Source organism: Desulfoluna sp. CYM3A (genome assembly GCF_056829965.1).
Map to the genome: position 1 here is coordinate 3,903,698 of NZ_CP186556.1, position 18,931 is coordinate 3,922,628.

An 18,931-nucleotide genomic window follows, 5' to 3' on the forward strand; every position below is an offset into this window, starting at 1 on the left:
GGCGGGCAGGGGCTACAGCCCCTGCACCCCAGGTTCGCAAATGCTCCGGGGCTCGTTCCTCGCCCCACGCATTTGCTGGCGGGCTATGCCCGCGACCCAAGCTGGAGATTGTTCGGGCATTATCAAAAGAGACCTGTAGCGTGCCTCTTGGAGGCAGGCGCTGTAACCCTTACACGCATAAAACAGCAAGACCTCCGTTACCTATGGGCGCAGCCCGTCAGCGAATGTGATCGGCCTGAGGAACGAAGGCCGGAAGCATTCGCGCCCCTGGTGGCCTGCTTTTTTCACCTAATATTGACAAGACATGAACACCCAACCCAAAGGAGCTTCCATGACCACCGATCACACCCCCATGTGGAAAGACCTCGGCCTTGACATCGAGGCCCACGATGCCCTGCTCAGCGTGCTGGGCCAGGCTTACGGCGACATCTACCTTGCCCAGGAAAACCGCCCCGAAAAAATGGGATACTTTGACTTTGTCATGAGCGAAGTCCACGGCCAGCGCATTCAGGAACTCGTGGACGCACAGGCCACAGGCCGAAAAGTCATCGGCTGCTACTGCGTCTTCGTGCCCGAAGAGATCTCCCTGGCGGCCGAGGCCATCCAGGTGGGGCTCTGCTCCGGCGCCGACTTTGCCATGGACGAGGTGGAAAAATACCTGCCCAGAAACACATGCGCCCTCATTAAATCCTCCCTGGGCTTCAAGCTGGCCAAAGTCTGCCCCTACCTGGAGTGTTCGGACCTGGTGGTGGGGGAAAACACCTGCGACGGCAAGAAGAAGGCCTATGAAACCCTGGGGACCCTGGCCGACAACCTCTACGTCATGGACCTGCCCCAGGTAAAATCAGACGAAGGCCGGGCCCTCTTAAAGGCGGAATTCATCCGCTACAAAGAGGCGGTGGAGGCCCTCACCGGCAACACCATTGACGTGACCGCCCTGAAAAAAGGCATCGCCATCGTCAACAACAAGCGCAAGGCCATGGCCCGCCTTGCCGCCCTGCGGCACAACCCGGTGCTGCCCATCTCCGGCCTGGACGCCCTCATCGCCAACCAGGTCTTCTTCTACGACGACCCGGTCCGCTTCACCGATGCGGTCAACGCCCTGTGCGATGAGCTGGAGACACGCATCGCGGACAAGACCTCCGTGGTCCCCGACGGCACCCCCCGCATCCTTGTCTCGGGCTGCCCCATGGCCGTTCCCAACTGGAAGCTGCCCGCCGTCATCGAGACCTCGGGTGCGGTCATCGTGGCCGAAGAGTCCTGCGTGGGCGAGCGCGGCTGCCGCAACCTCACCGACGACTCCGCAGACGACATGGACGGCCTTCTGGACGCCCTGGTGGACCGCTACCTTGCCATCGACTGTGCCATCTTCACCCCCAACGCCGAACGCTCCGGCCACATCAAAGAGCTGGCCGCAAAATCCAAGGCCGACGGCGTGATTCAGTACACCTTAAACTTCTGCCAGCCCTACGCCATGGAGGCCATTCCCCTGGAAAAAGAGCTGGAAGAGACGGACCTGCCCACCCTGCGCATTGAGACCGACTACAGCCAGGAGGACATGGGACAGCTCAAGACCCGCGTGGAGAACTTTTCGCGGGCTGCTCAGTAAAACCCCATCATGACGCGAAAACAAAAAAAGGCCCGCCTCCATCATCGATGAAAGCGGGCCTTTTTGCGCCTCTGCCCGGAGTTCGAAGGTAACACCCTCGGACAGGAGTCGTTATCCCTTGGTAAAGGGCTATTGGTGTGATAAAAACATCAGCATAGTTCTTTTGGAAGTTACCTATCTGTGTGCTACCCGTCACACGTCTGAACCCTCCACCCAATATAACGGTGCAGATTCACCATGAAACACACCCTTGTTAACTCCGTAGAATTCAAAATCCTGCTTCTGGGCTGTCTATTGACCGTCCTGCTCCTGGGGTACCTTGGATACTGCGCCTTCACAGACTACAAGCAAGCCGAGACCCTGATCCTCGTATTCGGGGCCCACACCTTCGGGGGACGGGCAGCCGGTGTGGGACTCTGCATCTTCGCGGGAATGGGGCCCGCCATGTCCATCGGCTACAACTTTTACATCGAGGTGCTCATCGTCTGCTTCACCTACGCAGGGTTCGTTCTCAGCACCAAGAGCTACCTGAGGATCCCGTGGATCATGAACGCCATGGACCGCCTCACCGAAAAGGCCCTGCAGCACAAAGACAAAATCGAGCCCTACGGCTGGATCGGCATCTTCCTCTTTGTCATGGCCCCCCTGCCCGTCACCGGCCCGGTCATGGGCTCCATCATCGGGTACATGCTGCGGCTGGGCCTGGTACGCAATTTGTCCGCCACCCTCCTGGGCACCCTCACCGCCATCGGAATCTGGTTCTACGGTTTCGATTTTTTAAATGACCGGTTTCAGGTTATCCAGTATATCTTCATCGCCATCGTGGTCATCGTGGTGCCCCGATTGAGAAATCAAAAACTTTATCCTCTACATCAAAGGGTAAAAAGGGATTCCGGGTACCTGATCATTGCCAGCGTGATCAGGTGCCCGGCTGCCGGTTATTCGTACCAGGTGGTGACCGCCTCCAGCTCCTGGCGCGTCTTTGCCATGGGAGCCTCCTTGCGATACCCGAAGCCCACGGCGCAGGCCAGTGTAAATTTATCCCTGTCCATGCCCAGCTCTCGGCGTGTCCATCTTCTCCCGGTCAAATCCTTCCATGGGGCAGCTGTCCACCCCGATGACGGCTGCTGCGGTCATCATGTTGGCAAGGGGGATATAGGTCTGCCGGGTGGCCCAGTCTGTCATGGCCCGCTCACTCTCCAGCAGGTTGAAATCCGTGGACTGAAAGGCCTCGTAAAACCCTTTGCGCATCTCCACAATCTCTGGTGGCAGCTTCTGGACGTTTACCATGAATTTGTCGACATACTCGCTGTCGTATTTCATGAAGTGACTCTTCCGGGCCAGGATGAAGACCAGGTGGCTGGCCGTGGGGAACTGCTTCTGTCCGCCCCAGGCCACCTTCACCAGGGTCTCCCGCAGGGCCTGGTTCTGGATCACCAGAAAATGCCAGGGTTCAAGGCCGAAGGAGCTGGGGGAGAGGCGCCCTGTCTCCAGGATAAAGGAAAAGTCCTCTTCGGATATCTTTTTCGTCGCGTCGAATTCCTTGCAGGCGTGCCGGAACATAAAGGCGTCGAGAATCTCTTGTTTTTTCATGAAATCGTCCTCCGTAAAGATGTCGTTTGTGTGTTGACAACCAACCTAAGGACAAAGTATCTTTTGGTCAGAGGTACAGTTTTGGCCCCAGAGTATCCATTTGTATACCATAGGTACGACGATGGCCGACAGAGCACCCAACTGCCCCGTAGAACAAGCCCTCGGCATCATCGGCGGAAAGTGGAAAGGCATCATCCTCTACCACCTGATGACGGGAAAAAAACGCTTTGGTGAGTTGAGAAAGCACATGCCCTCGGTGACCCAGCGCATGCTCACCAAACAGCTCCGGGAACTTGAAAACGACGGCCTCATCCACCGGGAGGTCTATAAGCCTTGCCGAGGTGGAATACAGCCTCACGCCCATGGCCGAACCCGTCAAGCCCATCATTTTGGCCCTCAGGGAGTGGGGTTCCACCCTTCCCAATCCCGATATTTCATAAAAGTGATCCACCAAACACACCCAAAGCATTAACAAAAGACTCAATCTACGCCATATTAAAAAGCCCATCTTCCCGTTCAGCTTCCCGTGTAGAAACCGTCAACACCGTGAAAAGCCGCAAAAACCGTTTCAGTTGCCTCCCCTTCCGCGCCATCCCTCCAACGCAAGCCGTTTGTCCTCACCCCGGTCTTATGTCCCGGCCTTTTTATTATTGAAAATCGATAATAAATGATTGACACACATAGAGACATTACGCTACCGTCACTTATCGTTTTTCGATAATAAATGATTGATGTATAAGAACTCCATAGATATTTACTTAATAGCCGCCGAAGGAGGCCTGTTGTGGACAACCTGTCAAAGATCAAAAAACACAGTAAGCGGTTTCACCTGCTCATCACCTTTTTCATGGTGGCCATTCCCTTGTATTATCTCCTGTACTGGATCTTCATCAACCAGCTGCCCAACGAGATCATCAACGTCAACACCACGGCCACCCCGCTGATCCCCAACCACCTGCCCGCCTCTCTCCGGGCCCTGGGCCTTCTCTGCAGCCTGCTTCCCCTTTCGGCCCTGACCTACGGGCTCATGAACCTCCGCAAGCTGTTTGCCTATTACAACAAGGGAGAGATCTTCTCCTTTGAACACGTGCGGCTGTTTCGAAGCACGGCCAAGGCCCTGGTGCTCTGGGTAGTCTTTTCCATCCTCTACGAATCGGCCAAGAGCGTGATCTTCACCATGGGCAACCCACCCGGAGAGCGGGTCATCAGCGTGGGGTTCAGCTCTCCGGAACTCACCTCCCTGGTTCTGGCCGGCATCGTCTTTTTCATTGCCTGGGTCATGGATGAAGGAAGAGCACTTAGCGAAGAGAGCCAATTCACGGTATAAGGATTCGGGCCAAGCCTGCGGCGGCAGGGCCAGCCCCATGTGATGTAAACAAACCCAACCGGAGAGATCATGCCCATTATCGTGAATTTAGACGTGATGCTGGCCAGGCGCAAAATGAAATCCGTTCAGCTTGCCAGGGCCATCGGCATCACCGAACAGAACCTGTCTATTTTAAAGACCGGCAAGGCCAAAGCCATTCGCCTGTCCACACTGGATGCCATCTGCGAGCACCTGTCGTGCCAGCCCGGCGATATCCTGGAATTCAAAGAATCGGAGTAACACGGCACCGCCATGGAATCGCAGCGCACGACCGAAACCAGCATGGAATCACAACGCACCCTCTTCTCCTTTGACCACGCCCCGGTGGGCATTGTCTGGCACGACGCCGACGGCAAGATCATCCGCGTCAACCGATACGCCGCCCGTAAACTGGAGTACGCCCCGGAGGAACTGGAGGGGAATTATCTCTACAAATTCGTTGTTCTGGACACCCAGAAAGAGCGGGGCTCCTACTACGGGGACGATCCAGGGGCAGGGACATTGCACAATCTGTTTACCAAGCACGGCAAGGTGATCCCCGTAAAGGTCCTGGTCTACGGAGCCGATGAAGGCCATGGGGACTTCGGGTGCGCCTTTTTCACGGACCTCTCGGAGACAGTGCGCCTTGCGGAGATGCTCCGGGCCTTTCAGGAAAAGTACCCCTCCCATGACACCGAAGGCGACCCGGCGAACCCTTCCGAAAAACCCCGGGAGGTCTTCCGGGATTTCATCGGGCAGAGCCGGGCCACCGGAGAGCTCTTCCGGCTCATCTGCAGCGTGGCCCCCACCCCCACCACGGTCCTCATCTCCGGGGAGACCGGCACGGGCAAGGAGCTGGTGGCCCGCAAGATCCACGAGTTGAGCGGCAGGGCCGCAAATAAACTCGTCAAGGTAAACTGCGCCACCCTGCCTGCCCAGCTTGTGGAAGGGGAACTCTTCGGCCACGAGCGCGGAGCTTTTACCGGGGCCCACTCGAAAAAACCCGGCCGGTTCGAGTTGGCCGACGGAGGGACGATTTTTCTGGACGAAATCGGGGAGATGTCCCTGGAGATCCAGGCCAAACTCCTGCGGGTGCTCCAGGAAGGCGAGTTCGAAAGGCTGGGCGGCACCGACACCCTCAAAGTGGACGTACGGGTCATCGCAGCCACCAACCGGGACCTTCCGAGCCTTGTGCGCACGGGACATCGATCCGCATCCTCATTTCCGCCTCAGCATCTTTCCCATCCCCACCCCTCCCTTAAGGGAACGCAAAGAGGACATCCCCCTTCTCACCCAATTTTTCACGGAAAACTTCTGCGCCACCCTCAACCGAAAGCCCAAGACTGTCCCAAAAGCATTCACCGATATTCTCAGGGCCTACCACTGGCCGGGCAACGTTCGGGAACTCCAGAACGTGGTGGAGCGGGCCTGCATCCTCAGCACCGACGACAGCCTGGACCCGACCTGCATCTCCTTTGCCTCGGTGCCGACCGCCGACGCCCCGGACGCGCCCCTCTCCTTTGAAGAGAACGAGCGCCGGTACATCGCATCGATTCTTGCCACCACCGGCGGCAAGGTGTTCGGACCGGACGGGGCCGCGGCAATCATGAAACTCAACCCCCGCACCCTGATGTCCAAAATCAATAAACTGGCAGACATCCCCCAGGCCCAACGCCTCGGGCCGTGACCAGGAATTAGGCCCCCAGGGCAAAGACATTTAAGGCTCAGTGCCTCCGGCGGGTCGCTTTTTGATAAAAGCTCCGCAAAAACGTTCCGGTTGCCTCTCCTTTCGTTGCCCAGCCCGGAGCGCCGGAGGCATAAGCCACATGCGTTGCGACCAGCCACAGCCCGTCCTCACGACGACATTAAATCCCAAGGATGAAATATCATCCCCAAAGGTTCACCCATCAAGGTCACCCCGTCTCCCACCTGCAGACACATCCTCCATGATGTTAACCAACTAGCGTTTTTCCCCCACAGAACTCCCACATCCCGGCATGCTTTATGCTGACTTACGGACGTATCGCAGCGCCCCACGCACGTCTGGGCCGCGCACCCAATCCGGAAACAAACAGCCCCGGCAGGACGGCGCCGTCACACGCCAAGCCCATGCCGGGGTCCGACCACTGGACGTATTTAGGAGGATCCATGGATTCAGGAGAAGAAAAAAAGGTCGATCTCAAGCGACGAAACTTTGTGAAGCTCGGGGCCGCATCCGCCGTTGCGGGCGGAGCCCTCATGGCCGGACTGCCCTCCCAGGCCGCGGCGGGCCCTGCCAAGGGGTCCACCGCAAAAAAAGAGCTGCCTGAACTGCCCGTCACCATCGACAAGGCGGTCTATAAACGATTTCACCAGAAAGACACCGCCTTCTGCCAGGCCATCTCAGGTGCCTTTCCCGAAGGACGCCAGGCCCTGGGGCAACTGGGCAGTACCTCGGCAGATCTCGGGCAGCGCGTTCTGGACAAGGCCATCTCCGATGCCGGGTGGTACATCGACTCCCTCATCGCAGACGGTGCATCCACGGCAAGCCCGGACACCGTGGCCTACGCCCGGGACAACGAGGTCTCCCCGGACCGCTACGATTTTGCATCTGCAGAAGAGGCCTCCCTTTATATCAAAAAGGCGGCCCGCTTCCTGGGGGCCGACCTGGTGGGTATCACCCCCTACGACGAGCGCTGGACCTACGCCTCCTTTTACAACCCGCAAAAAGGAAAGAGTCTGCCACCGGACCTGCCCTTTACCCCCAAATCGGTCATCGTCATGGCCTTTGAGATGGACTACGAGGCCATGACCACAGCTCCGTCCGGTGTCTCCGGCGGTGCCGTGGGCAAGGGGTACTCCCAGATGGCCATCACCGGTGCGTCCCTGCGCCGGTTCATCACCAACATCGGCTACAAGGCCTTTGCTGCCGGTAACGACGTAGCCTTGAGCGTTCCTTACGGTATGGCCGCAGGCCTTGGAGAGGCGGCCAGAAACGGCATCCTCGTCACCTACGAATACGGCCCCCGGGTGCGCATCGGCAAGGTGTTCACCGAGCTGGACCTGGCCTGTGACAAGCCTGTGAGCTTTGGAGTCCGCCACTTCTGCGAAACCTGCATGCGCTGCGCCGACGCCTGCCCGGGCCACGCCATCTCCACGGAAAAGGAGCCCTCCTTTGACGTCCACAACGAGTGCAACAACCCCGGGGTGGCCAAATGGGCCATCGATGCGAAAAAATGCCTCCTGGCCTGGGGAAAAACCAAAAGCGACTGCGCCACCTGCATCACCAGCTGCCCCTACAACAAGCCCGATTTCTGGCATCACCGCCTGGTGGACAAGATCAACCACCTCATGCCCGGCCCGGCCCACTCCATGATGCGGGAGATGGACAAACTCTTCGGGTACGGCAACTCCTTCGACAAAAAAGCCGTGACCAGTTTCTGGAAATCATAACCACCACAAGGAGACAGACATCATGGGTGTATTCAACGGCATTGAAACCCTCTTTTTCATCCTCGGGGCCTTAACCACCCTGGGCATCATGGGTATCGTTTACCTGAAAAAAACACGCGGTGCAGGAACCCAGAGCCTGGTCCTCGCCGCGCTCTCTCTTTTTCTCTTTCTCTTTGCCCTGGCCTGGTCCGTCAGCTCCATCCTGGAACACGAACACCAGGCCGCCAACATGGGCCTCCTCTTCTTCGGCCTGCCCGCGATCCTCTTAGGGGGCATGGCCTGGAAGAAGCTGCCCACAACCGGCAAGGAGTCGGCTTAAAGGGCAGGCCTTCGGCGGCAAGGTGGGGGCACCACCAAGCAGCCCCATTTGCCGCCCAGCCCTGATGAGTTGAAGCGCGCGGTAAATGAGGGATATAACCGCAACGTTTTTTTAGACATTTTACTCCCAGACTCCGCCTGGGAATGATCCACGGAGGCTCTGCCTCCACAATTGAGATCGCTTGCCCCTGCAACTTTTAGCCATGATGCCGCCATGCTTCACGCCTGCAAGGCGGAGCCTTGCAGGCGACACTCCCGGCAGAGCCCGGAAGCGAGAAGAAATGGTTAAAGAAGGCAGGCCTCCGCCAGGCAGGTGGAAAAACCTGCATATGGCGAGTACATCGACCAGAGACAGAGACTTATGAGCATCAAAAAAACACTCACACTCCTTGGCGTTCTTGCCCTGGCAGGGGCCCTGGCCTACGGACGGGTGAGCCGGGAAAACAAGACCATCCAGTTCCTCAGCGACCATTTTGCCCCGGCTGCCGTGGAAAAAACAGGGACCTCCCCCGAGGCGTACCGGGTGATGGAGAACGGCGAGACCCGCTACCTCATCTACCCCTCCCGCACCACGGGCTGGGGCGGGCCCATGACCGTGGCCGCGGTGATGACGCCCAAACTCGTCCTCACCGAGGTCCTGGTGCCGGAGCACCGGGAGACGCCCCTGTTTTTCGACTACCTTGGCTCCAACGGGTTCTTCGATCAGTTCGCGGATAAAACGCCCCGGGAGCTTCCCAGCATCGGGAAAAACATCGACGCGGTAAGCGGGGCCACCATCTCGTCCAAGGCCATCACCCGAGCGGCCTGCGATGCCATGGCCCTTGCCGGCGAAGACATCCTGGGCATCAAGGGCCCCGAACGAACAGCCCCGTGGCACGTGGGAAGGGATGAACTCCTTCTCCTGGCCCTGTTTGCCGCAGCCTTTGCCTGCGCCCGGTTCAAGGTCAACAAGGCGAGGGTCCCCCTGCTGATTCTCAGCTTCTTTTTTCTGGGGGTGATGATGAACCGACCCGTGTCCGTCTCCAACATCGCGGCCCTTTTCATGGGGCACGCCCCCTTCATCGGCGACGACCTCTTCTGGTGGCTTCTGGTGCCGGGAAGCCTTGTGCTGGTGGCCCTTTCCGGAAAAAACCTCTACTGCACCCGGCTCTGCCCCTTCGGCGCCCTGCAGGAGCTCATCGCCCGCACCGGCGGGCTACGGGTCACGGTGCCGAAAAAGCTTCAGGAAGCCCTGAGGGCCGGGGCCCTGGGCCTCACCTGGCTGGCCCTGATGGTGGCTTTTGCTACGGGCAACGCCGCCCACGCGGCCATCGAGCCCTTTGCCACCCTCTTCGGCCTCAAGGGGACCACCGTGCAGTGGTACCTGGTCTCCCTGGCCCTGGGAGGGTCGTTTGTCATTCCCCGGTTCTGGTGCCGGTTCTTCTGCCCGGCCGGAGTCTGTTTCAGAAAAGCGGCAGGGATTCGCAAGACGGTCACCAAGGGCATCACCATCCAACCCCGCATGGGAAAGGCACGCCATGAAACGCCCACACATTAAAGAGATCGCCATCCTCACCGGTGCCCTCCTCGTCCACGGGCTCCTGTTGATGAGCCTGCTCACCCACCTGTAAGCTCAATAAAAAGCAAAAGGCTCGGAGGCCAACGCCCTCCGAGCCTTTTGCGCAACACACTCTTTTTTCACCCTTTTTGCCTGTTCTCCCGCTTGATTTTTCAACCGATCTGTGAAACGATCGTTTTGGCCTGCAACACATCTTATTTACAGTCAATCCCCACAAGAGCCCCAACGGCATCCCACCAACACCCCAGCGTATGAAGGCCATGGCCTGCCCGTACACTGATCGTCACCGGCCTTTGATGCCCGGTCGCGTCACGTCCCCGGAGCCATACCCATCCCAGCACCTTCTTTCGCAGCCGAGACAAGGCCCGCAAGACATCCAACAACCATGCGCGTGAACAGCCCAAGCGCCCCGTCACCCTTTGAGCGTTGCAGGGGCCATGAACCTGCTCCCGCGCCCTGTCAACGGCCTGCGCCCCGGCTTTTGCCCTTCACAAGGGGCCGGGCCCACCTTGGAAAAGGAGGTCCCATGAGTTCATCATCCATGCAGTCAGACGCTGCCACTGGCGTCGGAAGGCTTAAATTCTGTGGCGTCGTTCACCCGAACAGCAAGTTCCACATCCTCAGAGAGAAAGCCCCGCAAGACCATGTCATCGCCCCCAACTATGTCTTTGTGGAGGGCGTCGGCAGCGTCCCGCAGTACGCCCCGACGGTGTTCGGGAAATCCACCGCCTACGACCCGCCCCATGACTGCAAAGGCTACTTCATGTCCGCGAAATACCAGCCCAACAACAACTGCTACGCCTACGGCTGCGTCATCGCCAGCAACTCGTTTCCCCAGCCGGGGCGTCTCAACGGCTACACCCTCCCCAAAAAATTCACGGGCTCGGATGTGGCATACGGGGCCGAGCTGGACGGCCTGTCCATGGTGGGGCAAACCCTTGAAGCGGTCTATTCCCACGCGAAAGATGAGGCCCCGGGCCATTACGTGGCCCTGCTCATCTCCGAGGCAGACCCCGGCATCGGATGGACCGGCGACTACCACTGGGTCCGTTGCGACGACCTGGCCACCTCCACGTGGTCCCAGAAGGATGGCTCCGACCAGGTCACGGACTTCGATTTCGCGGGCAACCCCATCACCGATCCTGCCACGGCCAACTGGACGGTAAACCAGGGCCCCATCAGCAAGACAGACACCCGGGAGATGGTGGTGAGCTACGATTTCTACGCTTACATGTTTGTGCCCCGCGATGGGGTGGACATCATCTGACCGGCGAAAGCCATTCACACCAACGGCATCAAAACAAAGGAGACATCGCACCATGAAGCTTTACATCCTTTACACCGGTGGAACCATCGGCTCCGTGGGAACGCCCTTGGCGCCCATGTCCGGCGAGGATTTCAAGACAGCCTTCAACGCCCAGGTCACCCCCATGATCACGGGCCAGACCGCCATCACCGACGTGGAGATCGCCTACTTCGACCAAACCCTGGACAGCACCAACATGCAGCCCTCGGGCTGGGTGATGATCGCCCAGAACATCTTCGACAACTACAAGGACTACGACGCCTTTCTGGTCCTCCACGGCACCGACACCATGGCCTGGACCTCGTCGGCCCTCTCCTTCCTCCTGCCCGGGACCACAAAGCCCATCACGGTGACGGGCTCCCAGCTCCCCCTGTTCGTCCAGGAGGGGAGCGACCCCTCGGCCTATCCCTTTCTCTTTAACACCGACGCCCTGCGCAACGTCCTGGGCAGCGTCCAGTTCCTCACCATGGGAGTCAACGAGGTGTGCCTCTACTTTGCCGACACCCTCTACCGGGGCAACCGGGTGGTCAAAACCAACGCCAGCGAGTTTGTGGCCTTCTCCTCACCCAACTTCCCCGCCCTGGGAGAGTTCGGCATCCTGCCCACCCTCTACAACCAGTTCCTCCTGCCCTTGCCGGGATCCGACGCCCTCGACGCCAACTACGAGCAGGTGGGGGCGGACCTTGCCACCATCGCCGCCAATATCACCAATAAATCGGTCATCCAGTTCCTCATCTTCCCTGCCTATTACAACGAAGACACCGGCGGGGACCCGTCCCTCATGACCTCCATGCTCACCCAGCTGAGCCAGGTCTCCCCGCCCCTTGCCGGGATTATCTTCGAAGCCTACGGCGAGGGCAACATCCCCAGCTACCAGACCATGCAGACCCTCCTCGGGAAGATGCACGATGATGGCATCATCCTGGTGGACTGCACCCAGGTACTGGCAGGGGACGTCAACTACAACGCCTACGCCACCGGGGCATGGCTCAAGGAGGCCGGGGTGATCAGCGGCCACGACATGACCCCCATCGCGGGCCTTGCAAAACTCATCGTGCTCCTTGCCAGATGGTCCATGGCCATGGCCGACGTGGAGAACCTCATGGGCCAGAGCCTTGCCGGAGAGCTCACCCCCTACTACGCCATTTCAGGGTACCAGAACGCCTACCTGGCTCCGGGGGAAAACCTCTTCTCCATCAACGGCAACTTCCAGTTCCAGAACACCACCGACGGCACCCTGGCCATCTACGACGTCAGCGACGCCTCCAACCCCACCCTGGTCTGGCACCAGGACATGGGCGCCCAGGGCAGGCTGGTGATGCAGTCCGACAACAACCTGGTGTTCTACGACATGAGCCACACGCCCCTCTGGGCCACCAATACCGCCACCATCGGCCACAACGCCTATCTCCAGCTCGGAAACGACGGCTCCCTGGCGCTGTACAACATGGACACAAACCAGGTGTTCTACACCATCTACGACCCGTCAACAGAGGCTGCGGCCGCTGCCGTGCCGTCGGTACCCGAAATCCTGCTACTCTCCACCATGGCCCGCAGGCGATGACAAACGCCCCCCCGGTGACGCCTTTTTACCGGGGTTTTGACCGTTGCACCCGGCATTTCCCCCGGGTCCGGGCATGTTGCTCCCGGGGCCCGGGGTCCCGCTTTTTTCCGCCCACCCCAACCATAAAAGGAGAACCCCATGTGCACCATTGGAACCGTGTTTGATGCATCCGTTGTCCGATCCTTCAAGCAGTGCGACCTCACCGACCCCACCACCTTTTATCCCCCGGAAGAGCGACAGGGAAAAGCCGGGACCTACCTGGCCCTCACCCGTCTGGGCAGACCGGGCCTGTGGGCCGGAGGCAATACGAGCGGCGTTACCTTCACCGCCGCGGACAACTACACGCGTGAACTCACGGCACGACAGAGCAACTCCCCGTTCCGCCTGGTCCGCACCAACACCTACCAGGGGTCGAACAGCTCCGTGGACTCGTTGTTCCTGGCCTACGAAAAGGCCGTGGCCGATTACGACAACGCCCAGGATGCGGCCGACTCCCTGGCGGACTTCTACTTAAACGGCGACACCGAAAACCCGGGGCCCTTTGAGTCGGCAGACATCGCCATGTTCTCCGACACAAGCCAGGCTGTTTACATGGAGTACTCCCCCGTCGGCAACTTCAAATTCAACGGCCTGGGCGATGTGGTCGGCCAGACCGGGAAGCCCGAGGTCCTGACCCTCTCCCCCAAGGCCGATTACTTTGCCAACACCAACAACTGTCGCCTCTTCAACACCTCCGTCACCTACCCCATGAACCTGAGCACCTTCCTGCGCCTGGAGCGGGCAGAAAGGCTGTTGCTGATCCAACCCAACCACGACGGCATCCACAAGCTCCTGCGGGACCAGTACTTCGGCGAAACCGAGCTATCGATCTGCCGGGTCGCAGTCAAACCCGGTGAGTTCTACACCCAGGCCTCGGTGATCTTCAGCACCCAGGAAAACGGCCTGATGTGCGAATACGTCATCAACGGCAACCCCCGGACCAAACCGTGGCAAACCATGACCATCACCAAATAAGGAGACCAGAGCCATGTTGACCCTCAAACGCACCGCCTCCGCCCCCAACACGACCCTTCCCCAAGGGTTTCACTACGTCAGCCAGGACAATTACTGCCTGGTTCGCCTCAACGACACAGACAAAAAATACCTCTACTCGGACAGCGCCACCTCCTGCATCATCGTGGTCATGGCCGGTCGCAACGCCGATGACCAGGAGATCGTCATGCTCTCCCACCTCTCCCGCAAGGTGCGATACGACTACTTCTTCAACCTGGTGGGCGCCCATTTCGTGGGGCCGGTCCACATCTGGGGCCAGGGGGGCAACCCGCCCCTGGCCGAGGCCTCCAACGACAACACCCACACACTCATGGGGTGGCTCATGACCCACTCCCTGGATAACTTCCGATACAACGCACCGGCGGACAAGCCGAGCTGGTGGGTGGAACAGGTCACCCTCAGCCTGGGCCAGGGCGATCCCAACCAAGAGCACCGTGACGACTTTGGGGTGGACCTGACCACCATGGTGGTCAGCAACCAGGCCTTTAACCTCACCCCGGAACAACGGGATCCCACCGGTGGCGTCCAGACCCTCTTTGCCGTCTTCGGCATGAAGATCTACCCGCCGGTGTGGCTGTGGAAATCCACGCGCCCCTTTGACGACGCCCTCATCTCCCGCCTGGTGAACGCCGCCAACCAGGACAACTGGACCCAGATCCTCTCCATGACCGACGATGAGATCCTCCACACCTACTCCAGCACCCCCGAATGGGAGGTGCCGTGGTTCGTGGACACCCTGAAGGAGTCGGCGCAGTTTGTGGATAATTGGAACAAGACCCACGGAGGGTGATCGACCCTTCCCACATGCGGATATCTCCGTCCACCGGCATCACCACGAAATCACCCGTGGATATTCACAGCCCATATAGGGTATAAAAAGAAAACGTATGCCACCACTTGGACAGGAGACCACATGACCACAAAAGACGCCGGAGATATCCGCTGGATTCAGCGTTTCGAGCATTTGAGAAAGCCTTTGCCGAGTTAAAAGCCGCTGTTGCCGTCGATGAACCGTCACGGCTTGAGCGGGCTGGGCTCATCCAGTTCTACGAGATGTCCTTTGAGTTGGCATGGAAGGTGATGAAGGATTATCTGGACGCGGAAGGATATGATATACAGAGCCCCCGGGCAGCCATTAAACAAGCCTTCAGTCCGGAGTGATCGAGGATGGTGAAACCTGGCTTAACGCATTAAAAGATAGAAATCTGACCGTGCACACCTATGATGAATCCACAGCCAAGGAGATTGAACGACGTATTCGAAGAGCCTACTTCCCCAACCTCGCCAAACTCTACACAACCTTGCAGGCCAGGATCACGCCATGAAACGGTTCGGATTAAAACCATCGGAAATCATGGCCATCCAGAATGCTGCTGCACGGTTCCCGAATGTGGAATCCATTCTGATTTTCGGATCACGTGCTAAAGGGACCGAAAAAGCAGCGTCCAATATAGACCTCGCCGTCAAAGGTAAAGGGGTCTCCCCGAAGAGATCCTCAAGCTTAAGGATATTCTTGAAGAAGAGACCCTCATCCCCCTACTTTTTCGACATAATCCACTACAATACCCTTCAAAGCCCCGCCCTGAAGTCCCACATCCATCGTGTCGGAAAAGCCATTTACGAAAAACTGCCTCCCCATAAGCTGCACGCCACCCGTTTTGATTCATCTGTCGTAACCAGACACCCGATACAGGCCAATGTGAAATCGTTACTCGACAGCCATGGGTTTAACCCGGGTATTACACAAGTCGGGTGCACTCATATGCAAGGCAAGAGAGCTTCAGATGTCGTTTTTCACCTCAATACCCTGATAACCAGCAGATGCAGGCTGAGTTAACTTATCTCCCTATCTTGCATACCTCAATGACGCGGCAAGCCCCACCACCAGAATGGACCCGATGTTGTGGGCCACAGCCCCCAGGATGGGGGTGAGCACCCCGGCAAAGCCCAGGAGCACGGCCACAAGGTTGATGCCGAAGCTCAGGGCGATGTTGACCTTGATGGTGCGACTCATCCTGCGGCTGAGGTCCACGAGGAAAGGAAGGGTCTCCAGCTTGTCGTTCATCAGCACGATGTCGGCGGTCTCCAAGGCCACGTCCGATCCGCGGAGGCCCATGGCGATGCCGGTGCCTGCAGCTTTCAGGGCGTCAACTCCGTCTCCCACGAAAATCAGGCCCGAGCCTTCATGGGACTCGATGAGGCCCAGCTTCTCATGGGGCTTGCACCCGGCGTGCCACCGGGAGATCCCCACCTGGTCTGCCAGGCGCCGGACCGCCGGTTCCCGGTCCCCGGAAAGGATGCGCACATCCCCGAGGCCCTTGGCCTCCACAGCCCGGACGACCTCCTGGGCCTCGGGTCGGGCCTCATCATCCATGCCGAGGTAGCCCCAGAGCTCGCCGTCCACGCGTACCTCCACGGTGGTCAGGCCCGTCTCGCCCCTGGCACCGCTGGAGATTACCTCAACCCGGGCGTCCCCTACTTTGCCGGAGACGCCGCGCCCCACCTCAGACTGGATTTCCCGGGCAACAGGAACAGAGCAGCCCAAAGAGGTTGCCTTGGCAAGGATCGCATGGGCCAAGGGATGGGCGCTTCCCGTCTCCAGAGCCGCTGCCATGGCAAGGAGCTCTTCCGGCTGCCTGTCCCCCTGGGGCAGAACCTCCACCACGCCAGGCTCCCCCTTGGTGAGGGTGCCGGTCTTGTCGAAAAAGAGGGCATCGGCACCGGCCATGGTCTCCAGGAATCCGCCTCCCTTCACCAGCACGCCCTCTTTGGCCGCACGGCTGATGGCGGCCACCGTGGTCACGGGCCCGGCCAGCAGAAACGAGCAAGGGCATCCCACGATAAGGACGGTAATGGCCCGGGAGATCTCCCCGGTAATAAGCAAAGCCAGCACCGCACCGGCCAGGATCACCGGGGTGAACCACTTGGCATATTCATCCACGATGCGGGCGCTCCGGGTTTTCGACGACTCGGCGGCCTGGATCATCTTGACGATCTTTCCGAAGGTGGAATCTTCGCCCACGCGCAGGGCCTCCACCGTCACGAACCCGTCAACGCACGTGGTCCCGGCGTAGACCTCGTCCCCTTCCGAACGGCTCACCGGAATGGATTCCCCGGTGATGGCGGCCTCATCCACAAAGGTGGCCCCTTCACGGATCACCCCGTCCACGGCGATGGTTTCGCCGCTTCGCACCACCAGCCGGTCCCCCTGACGGATGGACGACACCTTCACCTGCACCTCGCCGCCCTCTTTGACAAGGGTTGCGGTGGCCGGGGTCATCTCCACCAGCTCTTCGATGGCGTGCCGGGCGCTGTCGCTCACCGCCTCTTCAATGAGTGCCCCCACCACCATGATGGCGCTGACCACGGCAGCCTCCAGAAAATTGCCCGTGAGCATGCAGGCGATGATGGCGATGCTCACCAGCTCGTCCACATTCACCTCCCGGGCCATGATCCCCTTGACGGCGTCCACGATAATGGGCAGGCCGTTCAGCGCCACCGACAGGATAAGCACAAGGTCCCTCAGGTTCAACGAGGCCACCAGCCCCTGCTGGTTCACCATGCCCGTCAACAGGGCCACGGGGATCAGAAGCGCCCCGCCCGCCACACGGATAAAATCCGATGATTTAAAAATCTCCTGATACACATTGAGTTTTGCATACCGTCCGATCATAGCTTTTCCTCTTTTTCGCGGTCTGTTTTCTCTCTTATCTATCGTCGCAGAACATGCATGTCATCTGTGCCGGCGCAGGAAAAACAATCCCGGCACACCCTCTCTATACCGGCCATTCATTTGAAGATCAAGTGTTTTGAAAATCAAACTAAAAAAATTTGCAGCGCCACACACCCTATCTATAAAGCCCGCTCAATCAGGATCATACGCAGATCAACAGCGAACAGACCCTGTTCTTTTTCTGGCTACGATCACTGGAGTTCCTCGCCCACTGTCCTTTTATGTCCTCCCAAAAAACCGTGTTGCAACCGGGCCTCGATTTACTTATGATGTATGCGCTTGCGTTCACAACAGATAAACCAACCGAACGCCATTGCCCATGCGGTGATATCGCGAACCCCAAGCTCGTTTTTCCAAAGACGAGGCAGCCCCTCAACTGACAAGGTTTATGCGCCTTTTAGCCCAAAGGGGTTCGCAATTGCGTAACAATATGAAACAAAAGAACTTTCACCACATAAAATTGTCAAATCACCCCATCGGTATATCGTGGCAGAAAGTTCGCGCTGTGCAGTTGGTTTTCAGTTTGAAATGAATCGGTTCTACGAGAACAGTCACTCCCCGTACGGGAGTGTGGATTGAAACTTGATGGCAACGTAGCACTTCGCTTCGGTCGCTCCCCGTAAGGGAGCGTGGATTGAAACCTCTTGGGTGAGGAGGGAGCGGGAGGGGAGGCAAGTCGCTCACCCTACGGGAGCGTGGGTTGATACTGTCAATCTCCTGTATCAAATAGTCGCAATGCTCGTCGCTCCCCGTGCAGATGTGGATTGAAACTGTGATGGCAACAGACCGTTTATACAAACGTTCAGCGAGTGGATTCTTCTTTGCGGATGCGTGGTCTGAAACCAAGTGAATCGCTACCTGTGCAAAGCGAGTATTGTCCGTGGATTAACATTCTTTGTTGTGCGGGAGCCACACCCCACGATTTGTTGTTCCCCTCGCGAAAGTGTGTATAACAAAAGCCCGCATACATCGTCTGGATCGAAAGCGGGCTTTTCGTTTGCCATCGACTATTTATCCCCATGGACTCGCAGGCAGGTCTTTTGTCACCTGCGGATCCCTCGGCCCTTCATCTTCTCCTGCTCCTCTTTGTAAATCGCGGCCATGCGATCGATACTTATCGTATGCCAGCCAAGAGGTCCTCGGTGATGGTGCGAATCCCCCACCGTTTGAAATCGATCTGGAGACCGTTTCCACCGGGGTCTTCGGCACCTTCCAGTTCATTGAAAAACGCCCCCACAGATCTTAGAAGGCGATGGATATCTTTGATGGAGTCGCACAATTCAACGATTTCCGCCCCCAGAACATCGCCGGAGCGGATTGGCTATCGCATGAAGTCATGGTGATCTCCTTTGGGGTTTACATTGCTGGGCAGAAAGCAAATGTGCCATGAATAATGATTTGTATGAACACGACGTTCCCG

General features: G+C 58.5%; 15 protein-coding genes and 4 pseudogenes. 17 read left to right on the top strand and 2 right to left on the bottom strand.

Going from position 1 to position 18,931, the window contains the following annotated elements; genetic code table 11:
* Nucleotides 1–331: 331 nt before the first annotated feature.
* Nucleotides 332–1,609, top strand: coding sequence for a double-cubane-cluster-containing anaerobic reductase (locus ACOYW1_RS19855; protein WP_482419425.1), 1,278 nt, complete (start codon nt 332–334; stop codon nt 1,607–1,609).
* 237 nt (nt 1,610–1,846) lie between these two features.
* A pseudogene (locus tag ACOYW1_RS19860) lies at nt 1,847–2,347 on the top strand (small multi-drug export protein); the annotation flags it as partial.
* A 300-nt stretch (nt 2,348–2,647) separates the two neighbouring features.
* Here ACOYW1_RS19860 and ACOYW1_RS19865 read toward each other — a convergent pair.
* Nucleotides 2,648–3,202 carry an NAD(P)H-dependent oxidoreductase gene (locus ACOYW1_RS19865; protein ID WP_482419426.1) on the bottom strand — a complete coding sequence of 185 codons (555 nt, stop codon included), beginning with the start codon at nt 3,200–3,202 and terminating at the stop codon, nt 2,648–2,650.
* Nucleotides 3,203–3,410: 208 nt separating this feature from the next.
* On the opposite strand from ACOYW1_RS19865, the gene ACOYW1_RS19870 reads away from it, so the two are divergent.
* From ACOYW1_RS19870 to ACOYW1_RS19940, 15 genes and pseudogenes are all read left to right on the top strand, one after another.
* Nucleotides 3,411–3,674, top strand: a complete 264-nt coding sequence (locus tag ACOYW1_RS19870) for a winged helix-turn-helix transcriptional regulator (RefSeq protein WP_482423776.1) — start codon at nt 3,411–3,413, stop codon at nt 3,672–3,674.
* A 312-nt stretch (nt 3,675–3,986) separates the two neighbouring features.
* The gene (locus ACOYW1_RS19875; protein WP_482419427.1) at nt 3,987–4,529 is read left to right on the top strand and encodes a DUF2975 domain-containing protein; all 543 of its coding nucleotides are present in this window, start codon (nt 3,987–3,989) and stop codon (nt 4,527–4,529) included.
* Nucleotides 4,530–4,598: 69 nt separating this feature from the next.
* Nucleotides 4,599–4,808 (top strand): helix-turn-helix domain-containing protein, encoded by a 210-nt coding sequence (locus tag ACOYW1_RS19880; protein ID WP_482417501.1) that lies wholly within the window; start codon nt 4,599–4,601, stop codon nt 4,806–4,808.
* Between the two features lie 42 nt (nt 4,809–4,850).
* Nucleotides 4,851–5,741, top strand: a pseudogene (locus ACOYW1_RS19885) (sigma 54-interacting transcriptional regulator); the annotation flags it as partial.
* A pseudogene (locus tag ACOYW1_RS19890) lies at nt 5,737–5,952 on the top strand (AAA-type ATPase lid domain-containing protein); the annotation flags it as partial. The pseudogenes ACOYW1_RS19885 and ACOYW1_RS19890, both read left to right, overlap by 5 nt.
* Nucleotides 5,953–6,030: 78 nt before the next feature.
* Nucleotides 6,031–6,234 carry a hypothetical protein gene (locus ACOYW1_RS19895; RefSeq protein ID WP_482423880.1) on the top strand — a complete coding sequence of 68 codons (204 nt, stop codon included), beginning with the start codon at nt 6,031–6,033 and terminating at the stop codon, nt 6,232–6,234.
* Nucleotides 6,235–6,695: 461 nt separating this feature from the next.
* Complete coding sequence (locus ACOYW1_RS19900; RefSeq protein WP_482419428.1) at nt 6,696–7,979, top strand: reductive dehalogenase; 1,284 nt, start codon at nt 6,696–6,698, stop codon at nt 7,977–7,979.
* Between the two features lie 22 nt (nt 7,980–8,001).
* Complete coding sequence (locus ACOYW1_RS19905) at nt 8,002–8,298, top strand: hypothetical protein (RefSeq protein ID WP_482417504.1); 297 nt, start codon at nt 8,002–8,004, stop codon at nt 8,296–8,298.
* Between the two features lie 360 nt (nt 8,299–8,658).
* Nucleotides 8,659–9,834, top strand: coding sequence for an FMN-binding protein (locus ACOYW1_RS19910; RefSeq protein ID WP_482419429.1), 1,176 nt, complete (start codon nt 8,659–8,661; stop codon nt 9,832–9,834).
* Between the two features lie 547 nt (nt 9,835–10,381).
* Complete coding sequence (locus tag ACOYW1_RS19915; protein WP_482417506.1) at nt 10,382–11,122, top strand: hypothetical protein; 741 nt, start codon at nt 10,382–10,384, stop codon at nt 11,120–11,122.
* A gap of 52 nt (nt 11,123–11,174) precedes the next feature.
* Nucleotides 11,175–12,725: an asparaginase domain-containing protein gene (locus tag ACOYW1_RS19920; RefSeq protein ID WP_482419430.1), complete on the top strand. Its 1,551-nt coding sequence runs from the start codon at nt 11,175–11,177 to the stop codon at nt 12,723–12,725.
* Between the two features lie 138 nt (nt 12,726–12,863).
* Nucleotides 12,864–13,739, top strand: a complete 876-nt coding sequence (locus tag ACOYW1_RS19925; protein WP_482419431.1) for a hypothetical protein — start codon at nt 12,864–12,866, stop codon at nt 13,737–13,739.
* Nucleotides 13,740–13,752: 13 nt separating this feature from the next.
* A complete protein-coding gene (locus ACOYW1_RS19930; RefSeq protein WP_482419432.1) occupies nt 13,753–14,568 on the top strand; it encodes a hypothetical protein in 816 nt (271 codons plus the stop codon).
* A gap of 107 nt (nt 14,569–14,675) precedes the next feature.
* Nucleotides 14,676–15,103: pseudogene (locus tag ACOYW1_RS19935) on the top strand (nucleotidyltransferase substrate binding protein).
* On the top strand, nt 15,100–15,615 hold the full coding sequence (locus tag ACOYW1_RS19940; RefSeq protein WP_482419433.1) for a nucleotidyltransferase domain-containing protein: 516 nt from the start codon (nt 15,100–15,102) through the stop codon (nt 15,613–15,615). The pseudogene ACOYW1_RS19935 and the gene ACOYW1_RS19940 overlap by 4 nt, the downstream one beginning before the upstream one ends.
* A gap of 9 nt (nt 15,616–15,624) precedes the next feature.
* Here the strand turns inward: ACOYW1_RS19940 and ACOYW1_RS19945 are convergent, their stop codons facing one another.
* Complete coding sequence (locus ACOYW1_RS19945; RefSeq protein ID WP_482419434.1) at nt 15,625–17,451, bottom strand: heavy metal translocating P-type ATPase; 1,827 nt, start codon at nt 17,449–17,451, stop codon at nt 15,625–15,627.
* Between the last annotated feature and the right edge of the window lie 1,480 nt (nt 17,452–18,931).